Annotated in this window: 21 protein-coding genes; 2 read left to right on the top strand and 19 right to left on the bottom strand. The window is 67.4% G+C overall.

The window, feature by feature from the left end; all coding sequences use genetic code 11:
- Nucleotides 1–2 precede the first annotated feature (2 nt).
- From ACW17X_RS02450 to ACW17X_RS02400, 11 genes are all read right to left on the bottom strand, one after another.
- Nucleotides 3–1,445 carry an aldehyde dehydrogenase family protein gene (locus ACW17X_RS02450; protein WP_492099502.1) on the bottom strand — a complete coding sequence of 481 codons (1,443 nt, stop codon included), beginning with the start codon at nt 1,443–1,445 and terminating at the stop codon, nt 3–5.
- Nucleotides 1,446–1,525: 80 nt separating this feature from the next.
- A complete protein-coding gene (locus tag ACW17X_RS02445; RefSeq protein WP_492087095.1) occupies nt 1,526–2,959 on the bottom strand; it encodes a sugar porter family MFS transporter in 1,434 nt (477 codons plus the stop codon).
- Nucleotides 2,960–3,015: 56 nt separating this feature from the next.
- Complete coding sequence (gene xylB, locus ACW17X_RS02440; protein ID WP_492087096.1) at nt 3,016–3,774, bottom strand: D-xylose 1-dehydrogenase; 759 nt, start codon at nt 3,772–3,774, stop codon at nt 3,016–3,018.
- Complete coding sequence (locus ACW17X_RS02435) at nt 3,771–4,925, bottom strand: fumarylacetoacetate hydrolase family protein (protein WP_492099501.1); 1,155 nt, start codon at nt 4,923–4,925, stop codon at nt 3,771–3,773. The genes xylB and ACW17X_RS02435 overlap by 4 nt, the downstream gene beginning before the upstream one ends.
- A 64-nt stretch (nt 4,926–4,989) precedes the next feature.
- Nucleotides 4,990–6,003, bottom strand: a complete 1,014-nt coding sequence (locus tag ACW17X_RS02430) for a LacI family DNA-binding transcriptional regulator (RefSeq protein ID WP_492087098.1) — start codon at nt 6,001–6,003, stop codon at nt 4,990–4,992.
- A 67-nt stretch (nt 6,004–6,070) separates the two neighbouring features.
- Nucleotides 6,071–7,225 (bottom strand): rod shape-determining protein RodA, encoded by a 1,155-nt coding sequence (gene rodA, locus ACW17X_RS02425; protein WP_492087099.1) that lies wholly within the window; start codon nt 7,223–7,225, stop codon nt 6,071–6,073.
- A complete protein-coding gene (gene mrdA, locus ACW17X_RS02420; protein ID WP_492099500.1) occupies nt 7,225–9,225 on the bottom strand; it encodes a penicillin-binding protein 2 in 2,001 nt (666 codons plus the stop codon). Before mrdA ends, rodA begins: the two co-directional genes overlap by 1 nt.
- Nucleotides 9,222–9,740: a hypothetical protein gene (locus ACW17X_RS02415; RefSeq protein ID WP_492099499.1), complete on the bottom strand. Its 519-nt coding sequence runs from the start codon at nt 9,738–9,740 to the stop codon at nt 9,222–9,224. Before ACW17X_RS02415 ends, mrdA begins: the two co-directional genes overlap by 4 nt.
- A complete protein-coding gene (mreC, locus tag ACW17X_RS02410) occupies nt 9,737–10,831 on the bottom strand; it encodes a rod shape-determining protein MreC (protein ID WP_492099498.1) in 1,095 nt (364 codons plus the stop codon). The genes ACW17X_RS02415 and mreC overlap by 4 nt, the downstream gene beginning before the upstream one ends.
- Before the next feature lie 150 nt (nt 10,832–10,981).
- Entirely contained in the window at nt 10,982–12,022 is a 1,041-nt protein-coding gene (locus ACW17X_RS02405) for a rod shape-determining protein (protein WP_008260883.1), read from the bottom strand.
- A gap of 282 nt (nt 12,023–12,304) precedes the next feature.
- Entirely contained in the window at nt 12,305–13,018 is a 714-nt protein-coding gene (locus tag ACW17X_RS02400) for a TVP38/TMEM64 family protein (RefSeq protein ID WP_492099497.1), read from the bottom strand.
- 124 nt (nt 13,019–13,142) lie between these two features.
- Here ACW17X_RS02400 and ACW17X_RS02395 point away from each other — a divergent pair, with 124 nt between their 5' ends.
- Nucleotides 13,143–14,348 (top strand): pyridoxal phosphate-dependent aminotransferase, encoded by a 1,206-nt coding sequence (locus ACW17X_RS02395; protein ID WP_492099496.1) that lies wholly within the window; start codon nt 13,143–13,145, stop codon nt 14,346–14,348.
- Nucleotides 14,349–14,453: 105 nt separating this feature from the next.
- On the top strand, nt 14,454–15,554 hold the full coding sequence (locus tag ACW17X_RS02390) for an alpha/beta hydrolase (RefSeq protein ID WP_492099495.1): 1,101 nt from the start codon (nt 14,454–14,456) through the stop codon (nt 15,552–15,554).
- Between the two features lie 18 nt (nt 15,555–15,572).
- Here ACW17X_RS02390 and ACW17X_RS02385 read toward each other — a convergent pair whose 3' ends face one another.
- From ACW17X_RS02385 to serS, 8 genes are all read right to left on the bottom strand, one after another.
- Complete coding sequence (locus tag ACW17X_RS02385) at nt 15,573–15,956, bottom strand: hypothetical protein (RefSeq protein WP_492099494.1); 384 nt, start codon at nt 15,954–15,956, stop codon at nt 15,573–15,575.
- A gap of 36 nt (nt 15,957–15,992) precedes the next feature.
- A complete protein-coding gene (gene secF, locus ACW17X_RS02380; protein ID WP_492099493.1) occupies nt 15,993–16,982 on the bottom strand; it encodes a protein translocase subunit SecF in 990 nt (329 codons plus the stop codon).
- Complete coding sequence (secD, locus tag ACW17X_RS02375) at nt 16,982–18,574, bottom strand: protein translocase subunit SecD (protein ID WP_492099492.1); 1,593 nt, start codon at nt 18,572–18,574, stop codon at nt 16,982–16,984. Before secD ends, secF begins: the two co-directional genes overlap by 1 nt.
- Nucleotides 18,575–18,608: 34 nt before the next feature.
- On the bottom strand, nt 18,609–18,926 hold the full coding sequence (yajC, locus tag ACW17X_RS02370; protein ID WP_271166406.1) for a preprotein translocase subunit YajC: 318 nt from the start codon (nt 18,924–18,926) through the stop codon (nt 18,609–18,611).
- 179 nt (nt 18,927–19,105) lie between these two features.
- Nucleotides 19,106–20,152, bottom strand: coding sequence for a peptidoglycan DD-metalloendopeptidase family protein (locus ACW17X_RS02365; protein WP_492099491.1), 1,047 nt, complete (start codon nt 20,150–20,152; stop codon nt 19,106–19,108).
- 194 nt (nt 20,153–20,346) lie between these two features.
- The gene (locus ACW17X_RS02360; RefSeq protein ID WP_492099490.1) at nt 20,347–20,991 is read right to left on the bottom strand and encodes a protein-L-isoaspartate(D-aspartate) O-methyltransferase; all 645 of its coding nucleotides are present in this window, start codon (nt 20,989–20,991) and stop codon (nt 20,347–20,349) included.
- On the bottom strand, nt 20,988–21,779 hold the full coding sequence (gene surE / locus ACW17X_RS02355; RefSeq protein WP_492099489.1) for a 5'/3'-nucleotidase SurE: 792 nt from the start codon (nt 21,777–21,779) through the stop codon (nt 20,988–20,990). Before surE ends, ACW17X_RS02360 begins: the two co-directional genes overlap by 4 nt.
- On the bottom strand, nt 21,779–23,275 hold the full coding sequence (gene serS / locus ACW17X_RS02350; protein WP_492099488.1) for a serine--tRNA ligase: 1,497 nt from the start codon (nt 23,273–23,275) through the stop codon (nt 21,779–21,781). The genes surE and serS overlap by 1 nt, the downstream gene beginning before the upstream one ends.
- Between the last annotated feature and the right edge of the window lie 165 nt (nt 23,276–23,440).

Raw genomic sequence — 23,440 nt, 5'->3', positions numbered from 1 at the left:
GATCAGCTCGCCGAGTAGGAGGTCTTGATCTGGGTGTAGAATTCCACCGCAGCAAAGCCCTGTTCCCGGGAGCCATAGCTGGACTTCTTCGATCCGCCGAACGGCACGTGATAATCGACCCCGGCGGTGGCCAGATTGACCATGGTCATGCCGGCGCGGGCGTTCTTCTGGAAGTCGCGGGCGTATTTCAGCGACTGAGTGACGATGCCGGCCGACAGGCCGAACTCGACGCCGTTGGCGACGGCCAGGGCCTCTTCATAGCTGGCGACGCGGATGGTCGAGGCGACGGGGCCGAAGACCTCCTCGTTATTGATCCTGGCGTCGGCGACCGTGTCGGCGATCAGGGTCGGCTGGACGTACCAGCCCGGCTTGTCGAGGTTCAGACGCTCGCCGCCGGTGACGATGCGGCCGCCGGCCTCCTTGGCGATGTCGATGTACTTGTACGAGGTTTCGCGCTGGGCTTCGCTGACCGCCGGGCCCATCTGGGTGTTGGAGTCCAGGGCGTCGCCGACGCGCAGGGCCGCAACCTTCTCGCCCAGCGCCTTCACGAAGCGGTCGTGGATGCCGTCCTGAACGATCAGGCGGCTGGAGGCGGTGCAACGCTGGCCGGTGGCGAAGAAGCTGCCGTCCAGGGCGATGGCGACGGCGCGGTCCAGGTCGGCGTCATCCAGCACGATCAGCGGATTCTTGCCGCCCATCTCCAGCTGGACCCGGGCCTGACGCTTCATCGCGCCCTCGGCGACGCCGGCGCCCACGGCCTGCGAGCCGGTGAAGCTAATGCCGTCGATGCCGGGATGTGCCACGATGGCGCGGCCGACGTCGCCGTCGCCGATGACCATATTGACCACGCCCTTGGGCAGGCCGGCCTCATGCAGGACGGCGATCAGGGCCTCGGCCGTCGCCGGGGTCGGGCCGGCGGGCTTGATGACGACGGTGTTGCCGAAGGCGATGGCTGGGGCGATCTTCCAGGCCGGGATGGCGATGGGGAAGTTCCACGGGGTGATCAGCCCGAACACGCCGACGGCCTGGCGATAGGTCTGAATCTCGACGCCCGGACGGGTCGAGGCCAGGTTCTGGCCGTGGACGCGCAGCGCCTCGCCGGCGAAATATTTCAGGATGCGGGCGGCGCGCATGGTCTCGCCGATGCCCTCGGGCAGGGTCTTGCCCTCTTCGCGTGCCAGCAGGCGGCCGATCTCGGCGGCGCGCGCCATGATCAGCGATCCCGCCTTGTCCAGCACGTCGAAACGGACTTCCGGGGAGGCGTCGGACCAGCCGGGGAAGGCGGCGCGGGCGGCGGCGACGGCCTGATCGACCTCGGCCGCTCCACCCTTGGGCGTGCGGGCCACGACGTCGCGCGTGTCGGACGGGTTCAGGCTCTCGCCGGCGAACGCGCCGGAGACCTTTTCGCCGCCGATCCAGTGCGAGAGTTCAAGCGTGTCGGTCATGGGATGTCCTTTTCATAAGGCTGACGGGCGGCGGGGGAGCGCCGCCCGTCTCGGGGAGATAGGTATGGAGAGGCCGGAAGTCAGCCCGTCATGTCTTCCAGTTCGCGACCACGCGTCTCTTTCACCCAGGCCTGGACCAGGAAGAAGGAGATCAGGGCGCTGACCGAATAGAAGCCGTAGGTGACGACCAGACCCAGCGTCGCGGCCATCCAGGGGAAACTGACCGAGATGGCGAAGTTGGCGATCCATTGGGCGAAGCCGGCGACGGCGAGGGCCGAACCGCGCATCTGGTTCGGGAACATTTCGCCCAGCATGACCCACATGACCGGGCCCCAGCTGAAGTTGAAGAAGACCACATAGGCGTTGGCCGCGATCAGGGCGGTCAGGCCGGTGTTGTCGTCCAGGTGCAGCGAACCGTCGATCAGGGCGGCGCGCGAGAAGCACCAGGCCACGACCGCCAGGGTCACGAACATGCCGGCCGATCCGATCAGCAGCAGCGGCTTGCGACCGATCTTGTCGATGACCGAAATGGCCGCCAGACAGGCCGCGATCGACAGGACGCCGGACAGGATGTTGATCTGCAGCGCGTCGTTCTCGGAAAAGCCGACCGACTGCCACAGCACTGCGCCGTAGTAGAAGACGATGTTGATGCCGACCAGTTGCTGGAAGACGGCCAGTATCAGTCCAGCCCAGACGATGGGGCGCACGGTTCGCGTGGTCGGGTCCAGCAGGTCCGAGAACTTGGGCTTGTGGTCGGCGGCCAGGGAGGCGCGGATTTCCTGAACCTTGCGCGCGCCGGCGCCGGCGCCGAACAGCTTGGACAGCACGGCCTCGGCCTGGGCGTCCTTCTTCTTGACCACCAGATAACGCGGGCTTTCCGGAATCACCAGCAGGGCCAGCAGATAGACGGCGGCCGGGATGACCTGCAGCCAGAACATCCAACGCCAGGCGGGGAAGCCCAGCCAGAAGTCAGCGGTCGATCCGCCGGCGGTACGGGCCAGCACATAGTTGGCCACGAAGGCCCCGGTCAGACCGGTGATGATCATGATCTGCTGCACCGACGACAGCCGGCCGCGGATCGAGGCCGGGGTGACTTCGGAGATATAGGCCGGCGACAGCACCGAGGCCGCGCCGACGCCCAGCCCGCCGATGAAGCGGGCGATGATGAAGTGGGCCGAGGTGTCGGCTGCGCCGGCCCAGAAGGCCGAGATGATGAACAGGACCGCCGAGATCTGCATCACCGTGCGACGGCCGATGGCGTCGGCCAGGCGTCCGGCGATGAAGGCGCCGACGGCGCAACCCAGCAGGATGGCGCCGACATTGAACCCGGTGCCGAGCGCCGACAGGTTGAAGGCCGCCTCCAGCCCGTCCTGGGTGCCGTTGATGACGCCCGAGTCATAGCCGAACATGAAGCCGCCGATGGTGGCGACCGCCACAATCAGGGCGATGAAGGCCATGTTGACGCGGTCATCCCCCGCGATGTCCGGGCCAGAGCCCCCCGTTGGTCCTGCCATTTCGATCTACTCCCAAAGAGCCCGTCTGACGCGGGCGTTGAACGTCGCAGGAAAGCCTATCGCCAGCCTGCGTCCACGAAATACTCGTGGCCTGTAATCAAACGTGCGTCGTCCGAGGCCAGGAACAGGCCCAGCGCGGCGACGTCCTCGGGCTGAAGCCGACCGGGCAGACACTGGGCCGCGACGATCTCGGCCTCGCCCTCGGGCGTGTACCATTTCATCTGGCGCGGGGTCTGGACATTGCCCGGCACGATACAGACCACCCGTACCCCGTCCTTGCCCAGTTCGCGGGCCAAGGCGCGGGTCATGCCCTCGATGCCGGCCTTGGCCGTCTCGTACAGCGACAGGTCGGGCAGACCCAGGTGCCAGCTGATCGAGCCGAGGTTTATGATCACCCCCCGCCCCTTCTCGCGCATCCCGGCCGCGACCGACTGGGCCGCGAAATAGAGGTGCCGCAGGTTCACCGCGATCCGATTGTCCCAATAGGCGGGCGTGACCTCGGTCAGCGTATGGCGGTCGTCGTTGGCGGCGTTGTTGATCAGGATGTCGATCGGACCATGGGCCGCGATCACATCGGCCAGACAGGTCTGCAGCGCTGCGACGTCGATCAGGTCACAGGGATGAAACACGGGGGCCGGCGACAGCTCGGCCAGCGAGGCTTCCAGCGCGCGGGACTCGGTTTCGGCGATGTCGAGAAACACGACGCGGGCGCCCTGGCGCGCGAAGGCCTCGGTAAAACCGGCGCCGATGCCGGAACCGCCGCCGGTGACGACAACCAGACGGTCCTTCAGCGACGGATAGACGGCGCGACTCATACAGAGACTCCCAGCAGGCCGCGACCGGCCAGATTACGCATCAACTCGACCACGCCGAACCGCCAGGCCGGGGCCTGGTCGCAGGTGGCCACGATATTCTCGAGCACGCCCAGTTTCTCGGACGAGACGCGGACCCGATCGCCGATCTTGTGGGTGAAGCCCTTGCCCGGCGCGTCACGGTCGTCGATCGGCGCGAACATGGTGCCCAGATACAGGGCGAAGCCGTCCGGATACTGGTGGGCGCTCAGGGTCTGGCGCACCAGCTCCTCGGGATCGCGACTGATCAGCCGCATCGAGCTTTCGCCGGTCATGACGAAGCCGTCCTGCCCCTCAACCTCCAGCCGCACGGTCGCGGCGCGAACATCGTCCATACCGAAGCCGTCGTCGAACAGGCGGATGAAGGGGCCGATGGCGGCGGAGGCGTTATTGTCCTTGGCCTTGCCCAGCAGCAGGGCCGAACGCCCTTCGATGTCGCGCAGATTGACGTCATTGCCCAGGCTGGCCCCGACGGGCCGGCCCGCCGGATCGCAGATGACCACAACCTCGGGCTCGGGGTTGTTCCAGGCCGAATCCGCGCGAACGCCCACTTCAGCGCCCCAGCCGACCGAGGCCAGCACCGGGGCCTTGGTGAAGATCTCGGCATAGGGGCCGATGGCGACCTCCAGATACTGGGACCACAGACCCTCGGCGATCAGCTGCGCCTTGACGGCTTCAGCCTGTTCGGAGCCCGGCCGCAGATCCTTCAGGTCGCCGCCGATCCGATCCAGAATGGACTGACGCACCGCATTGGCGGCGTCGGCGTCGCCGCGCGCCCGCTCCTCGATCACCCGCTCCAGGGCCGAGACCGCAAAGGTGACGCCCGACGCCTTGATGCACTGCAGGTCCAGCGGCGACAGCAAGATAATGTCCGCCTCGCCCGCCGCGTCCCAGGCCGTGGCGAACAACAGATCATCCAGCGCCCCCAAATCGACGCCTTCGATTCGGTCCAAATCGTCCCGAGACACGGCCTCAGCGGTCGTGGCGACCTGGCCGGAGATGTCATAGAGGCGCCCGCCCCTGGCCAGAACCGGCGAAGGGCCCGCCGGGGTCATGATCCGTCCCAGCAGGCGCGCATCGCGCCAGTCCGCCGGCAGGTGTGAGGCTAGGTTCAAAATCGTCTCCCCTTCCACACTCTACGATGTGGTAGCGCTACCATCTTGCATCGCAAACGCGCTGTCAATCGGAAGGCGGCGACGTGCTCTCGCGAAGGATCATTTCGTGGGCGACGGGGCCGGAATTCTCGCCGCCGCGACCCAGGATGATGGCGGCGCGGCGGGCCATGGCGGCGACCGGCTGGCGGATCGTGGTCAGGCCGGGCCAGACGCTGGCGGCCAGATAGGTGTCGTCGAAACCCACCACCGAGACGTCGCGTGGCGTCGACAGGCCCGCCGCATGGACGGCCGCCAGAGCCCCGGCGGCCATGTCGTCATTGCTAGCGAAAATGGCGGTCGGGCGACGCGCCTGGGCCAGCAGCCGGCGTCCGGCCTCGAACCCGGACCGATAGGTGAAGTCGCCCGGTTCGACCTGTAGCACCGCGCCTTCGACGTCATTGATGGCGGCCAGCGCCCCGCGACGACGGTCCTCGCTGGCGCTCTGGTCTTCCCGCCCCAGGATGAAGCCAATCACGCGATGGCCCATGTCCAGCAGGTGTTTCGTCATCTGGTGCGCGGCGCCGACGTCGTCCACCTTCAGCGAGACCAGATCCTCGCTGGCGGCGGGCGCGGCGAGGACCACGGCCTTCATCCGGCTCTTGGCGATGGCGTCCAGGGTGGCCTGTGATTCGCCCAGCGGCGGCGGCACGATCACCCCCTGCGCGCCGCCCGCGCTCAACCTCTGCACCGCCTCGCGCTCCTCCTCCGGCGCCCCGGCCTGCGACGGCTCGATCAGCAGCAGCAGGCCGACCGACCGCGCCCCTTCCAGGGCGCCGGACAGGACCTCGGCCAGATAGGCGTTGGACGGGTTGGCGTACAAAAGCCCGATCCGCCCTGCCCCCGCCCGCGCCAGAATGCGCGCGGCAGGATCGGGCACATAGCCGGTCTCGCGGATGATCTCCTCGACCTTGGTCCGCGTCGCCTCGCGCACGCGGGCGTCGCCATTGACCACGCGCGAGACGGTCATCGGCGATACGCCGGCCAGGCGGGCGATGTCGCCCATGGTGCGATTGCGGCCCTGGCCGGTCTTGGAAGTCATCGGCGCGACACGACCACAGCTTGGGCGCACATGTCCAGCACCCGGACGAAGGTCGGCGCGTACGCCATCAGATCAGACCATGCCCCTTCGGCAGTTCGGCGTATCGGTGGACTCGCGTCGCCATCACCAGACCGAAGCCGATCATCACCGTCAGCATCACGGTGCCGCCGTTGGACAGCAGCGGCATGGGCACCCCGACGACCGGCGCCAGACCCATGACCATGGCCCCGTTGATCAGCACATACATGGCGAAGGTGGCGATGACGCCCGACGCCGCCAATCGTCCAAAATGACTATGAGACAGAGAGGCTATTCGAAGTGAAATCAATATGATCGCCGCATAGGCGGTCAGCAGGAAGAAGGTCCCGACGAAGCCGAACTCCTCGGCAAAGGCGGCGAAGATGAAGTCGGTGTGCCGCTCGGGCAGGAACTCCAGCTGGCTCTGGCTGCCCAGGCCGTAGCCCTTGCCCAGCAGGCCGCCGGATCCCATGGCGATCTTCGACTGGACGATCTGATACCCCTTGTCGGCCATATCGGCCTCGGGGTTCAGGAAGGTCAGCACCCGGTGCCGCTGATAGTCGTGCATGCCGAACATCACATAGGGCGGCACGGCGACGATGCCGATCGCGGCGACGGCGGCGATGATCTTCCAGTTCAGGCCCGCCATGAACATGATCGCCGCGCCGGTCAGACCGATCAGCATGGCCGACCCCAAGTCGGGTTGGTGCGCCACCAGAATAAACGGCAAGCCGATGATGCCGACGGGGATGATCAGCTTCCAGTGGAAGCTGGCCTCCTTGGCCGACGCTCCGTGGTACCAACGCGCCAGGGCCAGAACGACGCCGATCTTCATGATTTCGGACGGCTGGATGCGGGTGACGCCCAGGTCCAGCCAGCGGGTGGCGCCCAGGGCGGTATAGCCCAGCGGGGTCTCGACCAGGGCCAGCAGGAACAGGGCCACGCCGTAGATGGGATAGGCCAGAGCGAACCAGTACCGGATGTTGATCATGGACAGGCCCAGCATCAGCACCAGACAGACGCCGAACCGGATCAGATGCTTCGCCGCCCAGGGCGACCAGGATCCTCCCGCCACGGAATAGAGCATCAGCCCGCCCGCCCCAGCGACGGCGCAGATAAGCAGCAGCAGACGCCAGTCGATCTGGCTGATCTTGGTCGAAACGCGCTCGCGCTCGCCGGGACGGGACAGGGCGGAAGCGGTCATCAGAGCGGCTCGTTCGGAGAAACAGGCGGCTCGACGGCGAGGGGCTGCGGCGTGGCCTCAGCCACGACCGGCGGCTCGTCCAGGGGAGTCGGCTCAACCGGCTCCGGCTCCGGCGCCGGCGGCCGCTCCATGCGCGCACGCATTTCCGGATCCTTCAGCAGCGCCACCTTCATCACCTCGCGCGCCCGCGGCGCCCCGGCGGTCCCGCCGCCCAGGCCTCCGTGCTGCACGATCACGGACACCGCATAGCGCGGATTGTCGGCAGGCGCGAAGGCGATGAACAGGTTGTGGTCCTTCTGGCCCCAAGGTCGGCCCGCGCCCTTGCGCGAGCCCGCGCCATAGTTCTGCACCTGAGCCGTGCCGGTCTTGCCGGCCATACGAATATCGCCCAGCCCCAGCTGGCTGTTTCTGAAGCCGGTGCCGCCGATGTCCGTCACGGCCTCCATGCCCTCGCGCATCACCTGCCCGAAGGCGGGGTCATAGGGAAGGTCTGCGAAGGTTCGGTCAGCGCCCTGCTCGACGCCTCCGATCGACTTGATCAGTCGCGGCATGACGGCCTTGCGACCATTGGCCAGCCGTGAGGCATAAACGGCCAGTTGCAAGGCGTTGACCGTCAGGGCCCCTTGCCCGATCCCGTAGCTGGGCGTTTCCCCCGGATACCATTTGCCGTCGCCCCGGACGGGATTTTCGCGTCGCCACTTGCGGTCGGGAACCAGGCCGGGCTTCTGGCCCGGTACGCCGATGTCAAAGGTCTGGCCGAAGCCCATTTCCCGCGCCGTCTCGGCGATGGCGTCCGGCCCCATCTCCACGGCCAGCGTCATGAAGTAGACGTTGCAGGAGTTCTTGATCGCTTCCCGCATGTCCTGCGAGCCGTGACGTCCCAGACAGGCGAACCGGCGTCCCAAATAATAGGCGCCGTTGCAGACGATACGTCGGTTCGGATCGCCTCCCCGCTTCAGAGCCGTGAGGCCGACGACGGGCTTGAAGGTCGAGCCCGGAGCGAAGGTTCCCGCCAGCGCCTTGTCCGTCAGCGGGCGACGCTCATAGTCGCGCAACGCCGCATAGGTCTTGGACGGCACGCCGCCGACAAACAGGTTTGGATCAAACGAGGGCGCGGACGTCATCGCCAGGATATCGCCATTGCGCACGTCCATCACGACGCAGGCGCCGGCCTCTTCGCCGAACACTTCCAGCGCCCTGTTCTGGACATCGGCGTCCAAAGTCAGGACCACCTCCTGGCCGGGCACGGCAGGCCGAGACCCGCCCACATCCTCGGCCACCACCCGGCCACGGGCGTCCACCTCGACGCGATTGCCGCCCGGCTCTCCGCGCAGCGCCTCGTCCAGCGACCGCTCCACCCCCTGGCGGCCGATGCGGAAACTGGGGTTGAACAGCAGCGGCGGCGGCGTCTCGCCCTTGTCACGGATCGCCTTGATGTCGCGGTCATTGACCTTGGCGACATAGCCGATGACATGGGCGAACGAACCGCCGAAGGGATAGTAGCGGGCGTCGTTCATGTCGGCCATGACGCCTGGCAGCTCGTTGGCGTACAGATTGACCTTGGCGAACTCTTCCCAGGTCAGGTCGCTCTTGACCGGGACCGGGTTGAACTTGGACGAGGCGTTGACGTCGCGGATGATGGCGCGGCGCCGCTCAAGCGTGTCGGGCAGCAGACGGCCCAGCAGGTCCAGCGTCTGGTCCAGATCCTTGGTTTCGTCGCGGACCACCAGCACCCGGAAACTGGGCCGGTTGCCGGCGATGACCACGCCGTTGCGGTCCTTGATCAGGCCGCGCGGCGGCGGGACCATGCGGAAGTTGAACTGGTTCTGCGACGACAGGGTCGCATATTCCTGGGCCTGAACGACCTGAAGCTGGGCCAGCCGCCCGATCAGGGCCGCCACCCCCAGTCCCGTCAGGCCGCCAAATACGAAGGTGCGGCGCAGGAAGGAGCCCTGGCGCTCGTTGACGTCGGCGAAGAAGATGGAGGGTTCGCCGCTCATCGGAAGCGCGTGTCCCCGTCGTCGAACCGTTCCAGCATCCAGTCCGCGATTGGATACAGGATCAGGGTGGGCGTGACCTGGCCGATCAGCGACAGGATCGACGGCGGATTGGTCGCCCGGATCGCCACGATCACATAGGCCGTCAGGAAGGCGCCCAGGGTGCAGGCCGCATACCAGGCGAAACGGATCAATCCCTCATGCCCCGCCAACAGATTGCGCGACAGCAGGATCACCGCATAGACCCCCATCAGACACAGCGACCACAGCCCCAGAGGCCCGCCCCAGAACAGGTCCAGGAACAGGCCCAGCAGGAACAGCACCGCCGGCGCCGTCATCGACGGGCGGATCAGCGGCCAGGCGAAGGCCAGCACCATGGGGAACACCGGCTCGGGCAGGGTCAGGCCGAACAGTTCGACGGGGGTGGCGAAGACGATGGTGGCGGCGACCGCCGCCAGGGCCGGATAGACAATCCACTGCAGGGGCCCGACGACGCGGACCGCGACCGGCCGTCTCACGTCGCGCCCCCCGGGGTCGGCGCGGGCCCCGGCGGCGTCTGGGGCGCTGTCTCGGCGGAGCGAACCGGTGCTGGACGCGCCGCAGTCGGCGCCGCTGTAGCGGCGCGCACACGGGCCGCCTGGGTCTCTGCCGCCGCCTGCCGACGCGCAGCCGCATCGCCGATGGCGCCGACCTGCGCCTCGCTGGGCGGCGGGGCGGTGGTCAAGCCGGCCAGAGGCGGAGCGTTCAGCGCGTTCGGATCGATCAGCTGACCGAAGTCCTGGAACAGCAGCACCCGGACATAGTCGATGGCGCCGCGATCACTAAACAGCTTGACGCGCCAGCTGCCGTCGATGCCCTTGGCGGCGATGCCGATCGGAATGCCGCGCGGCAGGCCGCCGCCGTCGCCGGAACTCAGGATACGATCGCCCGCCTGCACTGATCCGGCGCCGCGCACGAACTCCAGCCGGGGATTGCCGCTGCCGTCGCCGGTCAGCAGGGCCCGAGCGTCGGTGCGGTCCACCAGCACCGGCGTACGCGACGCCACGTCGGTCAGCAGGACCATGCGGCTGACTCCGCCGGTCACGCCGGTCACGCGGCCGACCAGGCCATGTTCGTTGATGACCGGATTGCCGATCCGCACGCCCTTGCCCGCACCGACGTCGATCAGTTTGGCGTTCTTGAACGGACCCCGGCTCTCGGAGATCGCCCGCGCCGTCAACATGGGGACGGCCGGCTCGGTCCGCAGATCCAGCATGGCCTCGTAACGGCCGTTGATATTCTTCAGAGCGATGGCCTGGTCGCGCCACGGCTGCAGCTCGGCCAGTTCGGCCTTAAGGCGCCGGTTCTCGGACACGGCGAAGAAATAGCCGCCGACATAGTCCGTCACCGCCCCGACCCAGCGCACCGGCGCGGCCAGAACTCCACTGACCGGGCCCGTCACCGTTTCCGTCGCGCCCCGCACAGCATTGTAGCCAGCGGCGCCGTCAGGCGCCGTGCGGTCGCTGACCAGCAGCAGACCCGCCCCGACCATGCCCACGACAGCGACCACCGCGGCGGTCCAGGCCAGCGGCACCTTCAGGTTCTCAAAGGGGCCGTCGCGAAACGCCACGGGCGACCTTCCACACAAGGGGTTGGAATCGGCAAGGGGACCCCTGCCGTCTGCCTGCCTATCGCAAAATCGGGGCCGGAATGGAACCGTCGATCACGCAGGGCTGAAAAGGATTTGCGGCCAGGCTTTCACCTGGCCGCGGATCGAAAATCAGAGCGCCGAGTCGAGCACGCCCTTCATCCAGCGCGGATGCTCCAGCACGCGGCCGCAACCGATGGCGACGCACGACAGCGGATCGTCGGCGACCGAGACCGGCAGGCCGGTATGATCGCGGATCTCGATGTCGAGGCCGCGCAGCAGGGCGCCGCCGCCCGTCAGCATGATGCCCTTGTCGGCGATGTCGGCGGCCAGTTCCGGCGGGGTGGCTTCCAGCGCGACCTTCACGGCCTCGATGATCTGGGTCACCGGCTCGGCCAGCGCTTCGGCGGCCTGGCGTTCCGAAATACGCACCTCGCGCGGCACGCCCTGCATCAGGTCGCGGCCCTTGACCTCGATCGACAGGCCTTCGCCGTCGGCCGGGATACGGGCGGTGCCGATGTCCTTCTTGATGCGCTCGGCGGTCGTCTCGCCGATCAGCAGATTATGGTTGCGGCGCATGTAGCTGATGATGCTGTCGTCCATCTTGTCGCCGCCGACGCGGACCGAACGCGAATAGACGATCCCCGACAGCGACAGGACGGCGACCTCGGTCGTGCCGCCGCCGATGTCTACGACCATCGAGCCGGTCGGTTCGTGGATCGGCAGGCCGGCGCCGATCGCGGCGGCCATCGGCTCGTCGATCAGGCCCACGCGGCGGGCCGAAGCGTTAAGGCAGGAGTCGTTGATGGCGCGACGCTCGACAGCCGTGGCGCCGGACGGCACGCAGACGATGATCTTCGGGTTCACGAAGCCCTTGCGGTTATGCACCTTGCGGATGAAGTGCTTGATCATCTCTTCGGCGACTTCGAAGTCGGCGATGACGCCGTCGCGCATGGGGCGGATGGCCTCCATGTGGCCCGGGGTGCGGCCCAGCATCTGCTTGGCCTCGATGCCCACGGCATGGACGATCTTGCGCCCGCCGACATTGCGCAGGGCGACGACCGAAGGCTCGTTCAGGACGATGCCCTTACCCTTCATGTAGATCAGGGTGTTGGCGGTGCCCAGGTCCATCGCGATGTCGTTGGAGATCGCGCCGAAAAGGGAAAAGCTCATGGGAATCGATACCGTTGTTCTTTGACCGAGGGCGTCAGTTTCGCAGTTGACCTGGCGACGCCCCGCTGCCCTGGCATCCCCTTGCCGGACAGCTTCCTGATCGTCTTCGCCACGCCTACCGCTGGCTCGTGTGCCCGTATGAAACAGGGAATACAACCCCCTTCGCGTGACGGACCCCAGTTCACCCCCAGCCCTGTATAAGCTTGGCCCTTGAGGCCGTTCACGATAGCGTCATGAGGGGGACAAACGGCCTGTGAAACATGCTGCCTTCGCGCCCGCAATTCAGTCGCCGCGTGCGACCTCGCGGCGTCTGACCCATTCGCGCACGCCCAGCATCAGCCCCAACCAGGCCAGGGCGACCCCCGCCAATATGGCCGAGGTCCAGATCCCGTCACCGCTGACCGCCGTCATGAAGGATCCGCCGAAGAAGGCCACCAGGGCCGTCTTGGGCAGCACCCCTAGGGCGCACCCGGCCAGGAAGCCGGGGAAGGACGCCCGCGCCGCGCCGAACGCCATATTGACGACGATGAAGGGCGCCGAGGGCACGTTGCGGATCATGAAGCTGGCGTAGAAGGCGTTCTTGCCCACGAACCGGGTCAGCCGCCCGACCGTCTTGCCGCCGTGCCGCTCCAGCAGCCGCGCCGTCGGCCCTCGCCCCATCCAGTAGGTGACCGCGGCCGAGGCGATTGTCGCGATCCAGCTGTACAGAAATCCGAACCACGGCCCGAAGGCCACGACGCAGGCGGCGATCAGGATGAACTGCGGCGCCCCGAAGAAGGCCGCGACCGTAAACACGATCACTGCGGCCGGCAGACCCCAGGGCCCATGCCGGAACCCGCCGAGCCAGGCCTCCAGCCTCACCTCGGCGTCCAGCCCCAACTGGCTCTTGCCCACGGCGAACAGGGCGACCATCGCGCCCAGCAACACGACCGTCGCCAGCACGGCGCGCCAGCGCCGCGCCTCCATATTGGACAAGAAATCGAGGATCCAGCGCATCAGACGGGCCGCTTATCACCGTGACCGGCGATTAGCGAGCGTCGGCGGATTGTCCCGGACGGCCTCCGCGCGTAAGGAACCCCGCCTTCCCCGGCACGAACCTTCCAAGATCGACGGGATACCCATGTCCAGCCTGCAATCTTCCGCCCTCGCCCGCGTCAAGCCTTCGGCCACCATCGCCGTGACCGCCCAGGCCCGGAAGCTTAAAGCCGAGGGCCGCGACGTGATCGGCCTCGGCGCCGGAGAGCCGGACTTCGACACGCCCGAGAATATCAAACAGGCCGCCATCGACGCGATCAACCGCGGCGAAACCAAATACACCGACGCCGACGGCATGCCCGAGCTGAAGAAGGCCATCGTGGCCAAGTTCGCGCGCGAGAACGGTCTGACCTACGACGTGTCGCAGATCCACGTCGCCCCAGGCGGCAAGCCGGTCATCTTCAACGCCCTGGTCGCCACCCTGAACCCCGGCGACGAGGTCATCGTGCCCGCCCCCTACTGGGTGTCCTATCCCGACATGGTGCTGCTGGCCGGCGGCGAGCCCGTCACCGTGGTCGGCGAGGAGAAGGACGGCTTCAAGCTGCGCCCCGAGGTGCTGGAGGCCGCCATCACGCCCCGCACCAAGTGGCTGATCCTCAACAGCCCCTCCAACCCGACCGGCGCCGCCTACACCCAGGCGGAACTGCTGGCCCTGGCCGACGTGCTGCGTCGCCACCCGCACGTCTGGGTGCTGACCGACGACATGTACGAACACCTCGTCTATGGCGACTTCGAATACACCACCATCGCCCAGGTCGCGCCCGACCTGATCGACCACACCCTGACCGTCAACGGCGTGTCCAAGGCCTATGCCATGACCGGCTGGCGAATCGGCTACGCCGGCGGCCCCAAGCCGCTGATCGACCTGATGCGCAAGGTGGCCAGCCAGACCACCTCCAACCCCACCAGCATCAGCCAGTGGGCGGCGGTCGAGGCCCTGAACGGAACCCAGGACTTCATCCCCGAGCGCAAGGCCGCCTTCGAGAAGCGCCGCGACCTGGTCGTGTCCATGCTGAACCAGGCGACCGGCCTCACCTGCGCCACGCCGGAAGGCGCCTTCTACGTCTATCCGTCCATCGCCGGTCTGATCGGCAAGACGACGGAATCGGGCGTAGTTATCGACGGCGACTCCACCTTCGCCGCCGAACTGCTGAACGCCGAGGGCGTGGCCGTGGTCCAGGGCGAGGCCTTCGGCCTGTCGCCCTATTTCCGCATCAGCTACGCCACCTCCGACGCCGTGCTGGAAGAAGCCTGCACCCGCATCCAGCGTTTCGCCGCCTCGCTGCGCTGAGGATTTCGGGCGGGGGCCTCGCCTCCGCCCGACATGCGGCACACTCTACGCTTGCATGATGACAGCCCTGCCGTTCAGATGACCGTCTGAACAGGGGGAGACGTCATGCTCGCACTCTTTACTGCGCTGGCCTTAGCGACTTTGGTGGAACCCGCCACCGAGCCCTTCTCGGTCGCATCCGCCGACGGTTATGTTCTTCAAGGGGTGACCGACCGGCCGGACGCAGTCCCTATCGGCGCCGTCATCCTGGTGGCGGGCACAGGCGCTTTCGACCGCGACATGAGGTTTGGCCGATCCGGCACGCCGCGCGACGCCGTCTTCAAGGATCTCGGTCAGAGGTTCGCGGCGCGTGGCCTGACCGCAGTTCGATACGACCGGCGCGGCGTGACCTTCGGCGCGCCGCCCGCCTCGGCCGTGGACACCCTGGCCATTCCCGGCGTTACGGCCGAGAACCTGAGCCTGGACGCCGAAGCCGTCTTGGCCTGGGCCCGCTCTCCCGCCGGTCTGAACGCCAAGTGCATTGTGATCTTCGCCCATTCCGAGGGTGCAGTTCACGTCGCCGGCGTCGCGGACGGCGGCCGGCAGTCCGCACCCGACCTGATCATCGGCATGGGCGCCCCGCTGGAAAGCAAGGTCTCAGCCGTCAAATGGCAATCCACCGGTCGGGATGCGGATTCGCTTCTGATGATGGACGAGGATGGCGACGGCGTCGTCACCAACGACGAAGTCCGCAAGACTTGGCAGACCACGCCCTCCGGCGTCTTCGGTCGACTGGAGCCCTTCCTTCAGCCCGACGGCGCCTGGAGCGCCGAAGAGATCGCCTCGGTTCGGACGGTGCAGACGACCTTGTACGAGCAGGGCAAGACAGCCGCCCTGGCCCAGGCCGACGACGTCCCCTACCCCAATGCCCAGACGCCCGCCTTTAGCTACGGCTGGTGGAAGTCCTGGTTCACGGACGAGCGCCCTATCGCGACCCGTTTCGCCGCTTGGAACGCCCCGATGAGCCTGCATTACGGCAGCCTGGACTCGCAGGTTCGCGAGGATCGCCAGCGCCAGGCCGCGTCCGGCGTCCTTGCCCCCGAGCGGACGCGGTTCGTCACGCATCCGGGTCGGGGCCATACGCTGGGTCCCGAGGTTCTGCTCGGACCGATAGACGAGGCCATCGCCGACCAGATCGCCGCCGAGGCCGAGGCTGCTTGCCGCTGACGCCCGGTTTGGCGCAGCTCAGAACACCGTCACCTTCGCCGGTGTCGCCGGGTCGCGCGTGCCTGCCGCCGTCGCCACGCCGTTCTTGACCAGGGCGATGCCGACCGATCCTTCGCCGCCGGTCTTGGTCAGGGTGCAGCGGCCGTTGTCGCCGGGCAGGCGTCCATGGCGGCCGCCCCGCCCCTGCTGCGTCATGATGTTCATCCAGCGGTCCCGCTCATAGGGACTGATCCAGACCGTCACTGGTCGAAATCGACAGACCAAGGTCCAGGACGCCCCCTGCGGCGCGGCGACCGACCAGGGCAGGCCCTGATAGGCGTCCTTGCCCACATGGGTCTGGGCCTCGGCGGCGATGCTAGGCCCGAGCGCCAGAATCGCCGCAAGCAAAAGCCTTCGCCCCATCACACCCTCCCCCGTTTCCGGGAGAGGATGCCGCAGTCAGGGCCGGCTGGCCATGCCCAGCTTGATCGGCTTGGCGTCCTCGGCCAGGGCGCCGCGCTTGACGCCCCAAAGCAGGATGATCGGCGCGCCGACATAGATGGACGAATAGGTGCCGATGATGATGCCGAACATCAGGGCGATGGAGAAGCCGAACAGGGCCTCGCCCCCGAACACGGCCAGGGCCGCCAGCACCATGACGGCGGTCACGCCGGTGATGATGGTCCGCGACAGGGTCTCGTTCAGCGACAGGTCGATCACCTCGCCCAGGGGCATGGTCTTGTACTTGCGCAGGTTCTCGCGAAGACGGTCGAACACCACCACGGTGTCGTTCATCGAATAGCCGATGACGGTCAGGATGGCGGCGACCATGTTCAGGCTGAACTCCAGCCGGAACAGCACGATCAGACCGAAGGTCAGGACCACGTCGTGCAGCAGGCCGATCACGGCGCCGAAGCCGAACTGCGGCTCGAACCGGAACCAGATGTAGAGGAACATCAGGCCGATGGCGACGCCCAGGGCCAGCAGGCCCGAGGTGAACAGCTCGCCCGAAACCTTGGAGCCGACGACGCTGACGCCCGAGTACTGGACCTCGCCCACGGTCTGGCTGATGGCGGTCTCGACCTGGTTGACCACCTGGGTCTGGTCGCGGCCTTCCGGCACCTGGAAGCGCAGGATGGCGGTCGAACCGTCATCGATATTGGTGTCGCGCCGGGCGATGCCCTGCACCTGGACGTCGCCCAGGTTCAGGCCGTTCACCGCCTCACGCACATTGTCCAGTGGGATCACCTGACCGGCCGGCTTGGACACCTCCATCGAGGCGCCGCCCCGGAAGTCGATGCCCATGTTCAGGCCGGGAATGAAGCACGCCACGATCGAGGCGACGCACAGAACCACCGACAGCACCGCGGCGAACCGGGCGTATTTGACGAAATGGAAATTCGTCTTCTGCGGCAGCAGTTTGATGAGGGGCCATCCACGCATCGCCATTACTCCGCGATCGGCAGTTTTTTGGGCTTGGCGGTCTTGAGCCAGTAGGCCAGCAGCACCTGGGCCACCAGAACCGACGAGAACACCGAGGTGAAGACGCCGATGCTCAGCGTCCAGGCGAAGCCGCGCACCGGACCGGCGCCGAAGACGAACATGATCGCCGCCGCCACCAGGGTGGTGACGTTTGCGTCCAGGATCGTGCCCCAGGCCTTAGAGAAGCCGGCGTCCATGCTGGCGATCACGCTGCGGCCCGACCGGGCCTCGTCGCGCATCCGTTCATAGATCAGCACATTGGCGTCCACGGCCACGGCGAAGGTCAGGATCAGACCGGCGATGCCGGGCAGGGTCAGGGTCGCCTGGGTCAGCGACATGGCCGCCACGATCAGCACCCCGTTCAGGATCAGGCCCAGCACCGACACGCCCCCGAACAGGAAACCATAGGCCAGGATCATGAAGACCACGATGATGCCGAAGCCAACCGCGGTCGACAGGGCGCCCGCCGCCACGGCGTCCGCGCCCAGTTCGGCGGTCACGGTCCGGCGTTCCTCGACGTTCAGCGGCGCCGGCAGGGCGCCCCCGTTCAGCAGGTTGACCAGGGTGGCGGCTTCCTGGATCGAGAAGCTGCCGGTGATCTGGCCCGACCCGGTCGTGATCGGCACCTGGATGGTCGGCGCCGAAATCACCTTACCGTCCAGGATGATGGCGAAGGGCTTGCCTATATTGGCGGCAGTCGCCTCACCGAACCGGCGTGCGCCGGCGCCGTCGAAGCGGAAGTCGATGGCCGGACGGCCGCTCTGGTCAGCGCCAACGCCGGCACGGGTCAGGTTCTCGCCCGAGACCAGCACCCGCTTCTTGACCAGATAGGGCGTGCCCTGTTCGTCCATCAGCAGTTCGGCGTCCGGCGGCACGCGGCCGGCCATGGCCTCGGTCACCGAATTCTCGCTGTCCACCATCTGGAAGGTCAGCTGGGCCGTCTGGCCGATCACTTCTTCCAGCTTGCGCGGATCACTCTCGCCCGGCGCCTGGACCACGATCCGGTCGGCGCCCTGGCGGGTGATCGAGGGTTCGCGCGTGCCCAGGCTGTCGATCCGGCGGCGCACCACCTCAATCGACTGGTCCACGGCGGTCGATCCCATGCCGGCAAGGGCCGTGTCCGTATAGGCGAAACGGATGCGGTCGCCGCCCACGCGGGTCGCGGTCCGTTCGACCTGACCCGACGGTCCCGCCGCCCCGGCCAGCTGGCGCAGGGCTTCGAAGGCCGCCGTCTGCTGGCCCGGATTGGCCAGGGTCACGATCACCCCGCCGGCTTCACGCTGGAAGCCGTTGGTGGCGACGCCCTCGCCGTTCAGCGTGACGCGCACATCCTCGATCAGGTTGGTGATGCGCTTTTCGCGCATCGCCGCCACATCGACCTCCAGCAGCAGGTACGATCCGCCCTGTAGATCCAGCCCCAGGTTCAGGGCGTTCTTCGGCAGCCAGCCGGGCATGGCTTCCCGCTGAGCCGGACTCAGCAGGTTGGGGAAGGCCAGCAGGCAGCCCAGGATCGCCGAAACGACGACGAGAATGACTTTCCAGCGCGACAGCTGAATCATGAGGACCGTCCAGGTTCAGCGATACGCTTGGGTCTCAGGCCTTGGAATCGTTGGCGGCGATGGCGGTGCGGTTGCGCACCTCGGCGATCATCGTCTTGACGACGCGCACATTGACGCTGGGGGCGATTTCGACATTGACCTCGCCCTCTTCCACGCGGGTGACCTTGCCGATGGTGCCGCTGGACAGCACGACGGTGTCGCCGCGCTTTACGGCGGCGATGGCGGCCGCATGTTCCTTGGCGCGCTTCTGCTGCGGACGGATCAGCAGGAAGTAGAACAGGATAAAGATGGCGACGATCGGCAGGAACTGCATGATCACGGCCATCATGCCGCCGTCAGCTGGGGCGCCCATGGGTAGTCTCCGAACATAAGAGGGGCGGCCCTCGTCGGCACCCCATTAAAACGAGGCGCGGAACCTAGGGCCGCGCTTCGCGGATTGCAACGCGGCTAGAGCCTGATCGTCGTGGGCGAAAGCGCGCAGCTCCCAAGTACGGCTAAGACCACGGCGTGAATCAGGCTCCTGAACGGCCGTCAGCGCGGCAATACGGTGAGCGGATCGACCGCGACAGGGTCGTCGCCGCGCATCTGGCGGGTCTCGAAATGGATCGACGGGCGACCATCGCCGGCCGTCAGGCCCACGGTGCCGATCTGCTGGCCCGCGCGCACGTCGTCGCCGTCCTTGACCGTCGCCGAACCCAGATGGCCGTAAACCGTGCGCCAGCCGCCGTTGTGGACGACCAGAACGGTCAGACCCTGCCCCACTAGATCGTCGCCCACATAGGCCACCCGCCCGCCGGCGGCCGCCACGACCGAGGCGCCGGCCGAGGCGCCGATATTGATCCCATTATTGCGCTCGCCCATCCCCACCGGGCCGAACCGCCGCAGGACATCGCCCCGCACCGGCCATTGCAAGGCGATGGGACCGCCCGCGATCGGCGTTGTCGACGGCGCGGCGCTGACCGGCGGACGAGCGGGGGTCTCAACCGGCCGTGTCTGGGCCGGCAGGGCCGCATTGCCCGAGGGCGGCGGGGGCGGCGGCGGAACCACGCCGGTGTTCGGCACCAGCACCCCGGCCGGCGACGGCCCGGTGGCGTAGGGATCGCGCCCTGTGTCCACGGCGGAGTCTGGCAGGATGATTCTCTGACCGCTGGTGATCGCTCCACGCGGCCCCAGGCCGTTCAGGTCGATCAGGGTCTGCACCGGCGTCTGGAATCGCCGCCCGACGCCCGAGATGGTGTCGCCCGGCTGGATCACATAGGCCGCGCCCGGCATGACCACGGTGGACGGCGAAGCCGGAGCAGGCGTTGCCGGATAGGTCGGCGCAACCGAAACCGGCGGCGGCAGGGCCCCGCCCTCCACCGCCCCGACCGGGGCCGTAACCGGCGGCTGATAGGGCTGGGCAGGCTGTCCATACGGGCCCTGCTGAGCCGGCGGCTGGCCCCCCTGCCCGGCCGTCTGCCCGACCGGCGTGGGTCGCGTCGAATACTGCGGCTCGGACGGATAGGTCATACAGGCCGCCGCACTCAGCGACGCCCCCGCGATCACAGTCGCTCTCATCCAGCCCGAAATCACCGCCACCGGCCGCTCCCCTCACATGGTTAAATCCGCCCGCCCGGTGTGCCCGCTCGCGCCGCCCAAGCCAAGCCCGCAATCATCGCCAAAATTGGGCGAGAAGGTTAACGGCGAGACGGCGTGACTCGTAAGAGGAGAATCGTGACGTGAATCGAGCGGCGACATTCAGTCACGACTCACGTGTCACCACTCACGCCTACCTACCCCTCCTTCGCCGTCCCCTCGACCAAGGGCACGAACCGGACTTCCGTCAGGCTCTCGCGGTGGAACGACCCGTCGCCCTGGCCGACATAACGGTGCAGCATCTGCACCGAGGTCCGGCCCACGGGCGCGACCAGCACCCCGTTCGGCTTCAGCTGTTTCAACAGTTCGGTCGGCTCGCCCGGCGAGGCCGCGGTCACCATGATCCGGTCGAAAGGCGCCTGTTCGATCCAGCCCAGGCCGCCGTCGCCGTGCTTGGTGATGACGTTGTCGATCTGGAGCGTCCGCAGCTTGGCCTCGGCCTCGACCAGCAGGCTGCGATAGCGTTCCACCGAATAGACATAGCGCGCCAGCCGGCTCAGCACCGCGCACTGGTATCCGCTGCCGGTGCCGATCTCCAGCACCCGGTGGCGGGGCTGGACGTCCAGGGCCTGGGTCATCAGGCCGACGATATAGGGCTGGCTGATGGTCTGGGCGCAGTCGATGGGCAGGGCCTGGTCTTCCCAGGCCTGGTCCAGGAATTTCTCGTGCACGAAGACCGCGCGGTCGATGCTCTCCATCGCGCCCAGCACCCGGGGATCCGTCACCCCCTGCTGGCGCAGCGACAGGATCAGCCGTCCGGCGCGGTCGTCGTGCAGGTTCATGCGGCCTTCACCACCTTCGGCGGCGCCCCGCCCAGCACCTTCTTCAGGTCATGGACGCTAGCCATATGGGTCAGGTCGATGTGCAGCGGCGTGACCGAGATCCGCCCCGCCTCAATGGCCCTCAGGTCCGTGCCCTCGGCATGCTCCTGCTTCTCGCCGCGGAAGCTCATCCAGTAATAGTCGCGCCCGCGCAGGTCGGTGCGTCGCACCGCATGCATCTCGCCCACGTCGCGGAAGCCCTGGGTCGTCACCTCGATCTGCTCGACCCGTTCCGGCGGCAGATTGGGGAAGTTCAGGTTCATCACCACCCCATTGGCCCATTTCTGGTCCAGCAGCTTGCTGATGATCGCCGGCGCAAAGGCCTCGGCCGTCTCCCAATGGGCGACCACCTCGTCGTGGAACCGTTCCAGGCTCTGGCTCAGGGCGATGGAGCGGATGCCGAAGGCCATGCCCTGCAGGGCGCCCGCCACCGTGCCGGAATAGCTGACGTCCTCGCCGATATTGTGCCCCCGGTTCACGCCGGACAGCACCAGATCGGGCCGCTCCGGCATCAGGTCATTGACCGCCAGCACGACGCAGTCGGTCGGCGTCCCCGTCACCGCGAACCGTTTCTCGCCCAGCTTATGCACCCGCAACGGCTCGCTCAGGGTGATGCCCCGCCCCTTGGCCGACTGCTCGACGGCGGGCGCGCACACCCAGATGTCGTCGCTCAGCGTCCGGGCGATCCGCTCAAGGGATTCAAGACCTTCAGCCTCGATCCCGTCGTCGTTTGTCAGGAGGATACGCATCAGCCTACGAACTCGCGACCGCCCATATACGGCTGCAACACCGTCGGCACCGCGATCCGTCCGTCCTCCTGCTGATAGTTCTCCATGATCGCCACCAGCGTCCGACCGACCGCCAGCCCCGATCCGTTCAGCGTATGGACGAACTCGGTCTTCTTCTCGCCAGCCCGCTTGAACCGCGCATCCATGCGCCGCGCCTGGAAGTCCCCGCAGTTCGAGCAGCTGCTGATCTCGCGATAGGTCCCCTGGCTGGGCAGCCAGACCTCCAGGTCGAAGGTCTTCTGGGCCGAGAAGCCCATGTCGCCCTTGCACAGCAGCATCCGCCGGAACGGCAGCTCCAGCGCCTTCAGCACCGCCTCGGCGCAGGCCGTCATCCGCTCATGCTCGGCGTCGGAGTCTTCCGGCCGCGCGATCGACACCATCTCGACCTTGGAGAACTGGTGCTGACGGATCAGCCCACGCGTATCCCGCCCCGCCGACCCGGCCTCGGCCCGGAAGCACGGCGTCAAGGCCGTCATCCGCATCGGCGTGGCGAGGTCGTCCTCGGACAGAATGGTCTCGCGCGCGAGGTTGGTCAGGGAGACTTCGGCGGTGGGGATGAGCCAACGCTTGTTGTCCAAGCTCCCTTCCTTGATCAAATCTCGGACGACGCCTTCAAGCTTGACCATTCGCGTCGGAAGTTCTCCCAGCGTGTCTGGGTCAGAGACGCCCAAGGACGCCAAACTACGAGCACCAATCATGGCTTCGGCCATCGGTCGGTTGCCGTAGATCTCCGTAAGCAGGTCAACGACAGGATCGCTGGAAAGCGCGATGGAGCGAAACTCTCCCGCTGCAAAGAGATCCTCCGCAAACTTCGGCAATTGCCCGGTCCCGAACATCGCCTCGTCCCGCACCAGCAGCGGCGGGTTCACTTCCAGATAGCCGTGCTGATCCGTCTGCAGGTCCAGCATGAACTGGCCCACGGCCCGTTCCAGCCGGGCCAGTTGGCCTTTCAGCACCGCGAACCGGGCGCCCGACATCTTCGCCGCCGCCTCGAAGTCCAGCATCCCCAGGGCCTCGCCCAGGTCGGCGTGATCTTTGGCCGGGCCGCCTTCGCGCGGCGTTCCCCAGCGCGAGACCTCGACATTGCCCGCCTCATCCTCGCCGTCCGGCACGTTCTCGGCCGCCAGGTTCTTCAACCCCGCCAGCAGGTCGCGCAGTTCCTTGCCGACGCGCGCCTCGACCTCGGCCGCCGCCGCGATGTCGCCCTTCAGCGCCTCGACCTCGGCCTTCAGCCGGTCGGCCTCGGCCATGTCCTTCTTGCCCATGGCGGCGCCGATCAGTTTGGAGGCGGCGTTGCGCTTGGCCAGGGCGTCCTGGCCCGTGGTCTGGGCGTGGCGCAGTTCGGCGTCCAGCCGCAGGATGTCCGCCACCAGCCCGTCCGGCTCGTCCACCCCGCGCGACGACCAGCCCGCGACGTAAACCTGGGGGTTCTCGCGAATGGCTCGGATATCGTGCATGGTCTGGAACTTCGGCTGGGCGGGAGAAGCCGAACGCTCTACCCGCCCGCGCGGAGTCGGGCAACGCCTCTCCTCCCCCCTTGGGGGAGGTGGATCGACGCGCAGCGGCGAGCCGGAGGGGGGCCCGTCCGCCCAGCCCCCCAACCATCAATGGCGCGAATCCCT

The sequence above is a fragment of the Brevundimonas sp. FV1ye4L genome, assembly GCF_058681255.1.
Note: the sequence above shows the minus strand (reverse complement) of the source record. Positions and strands in the feature narration are given on the sequence as shown.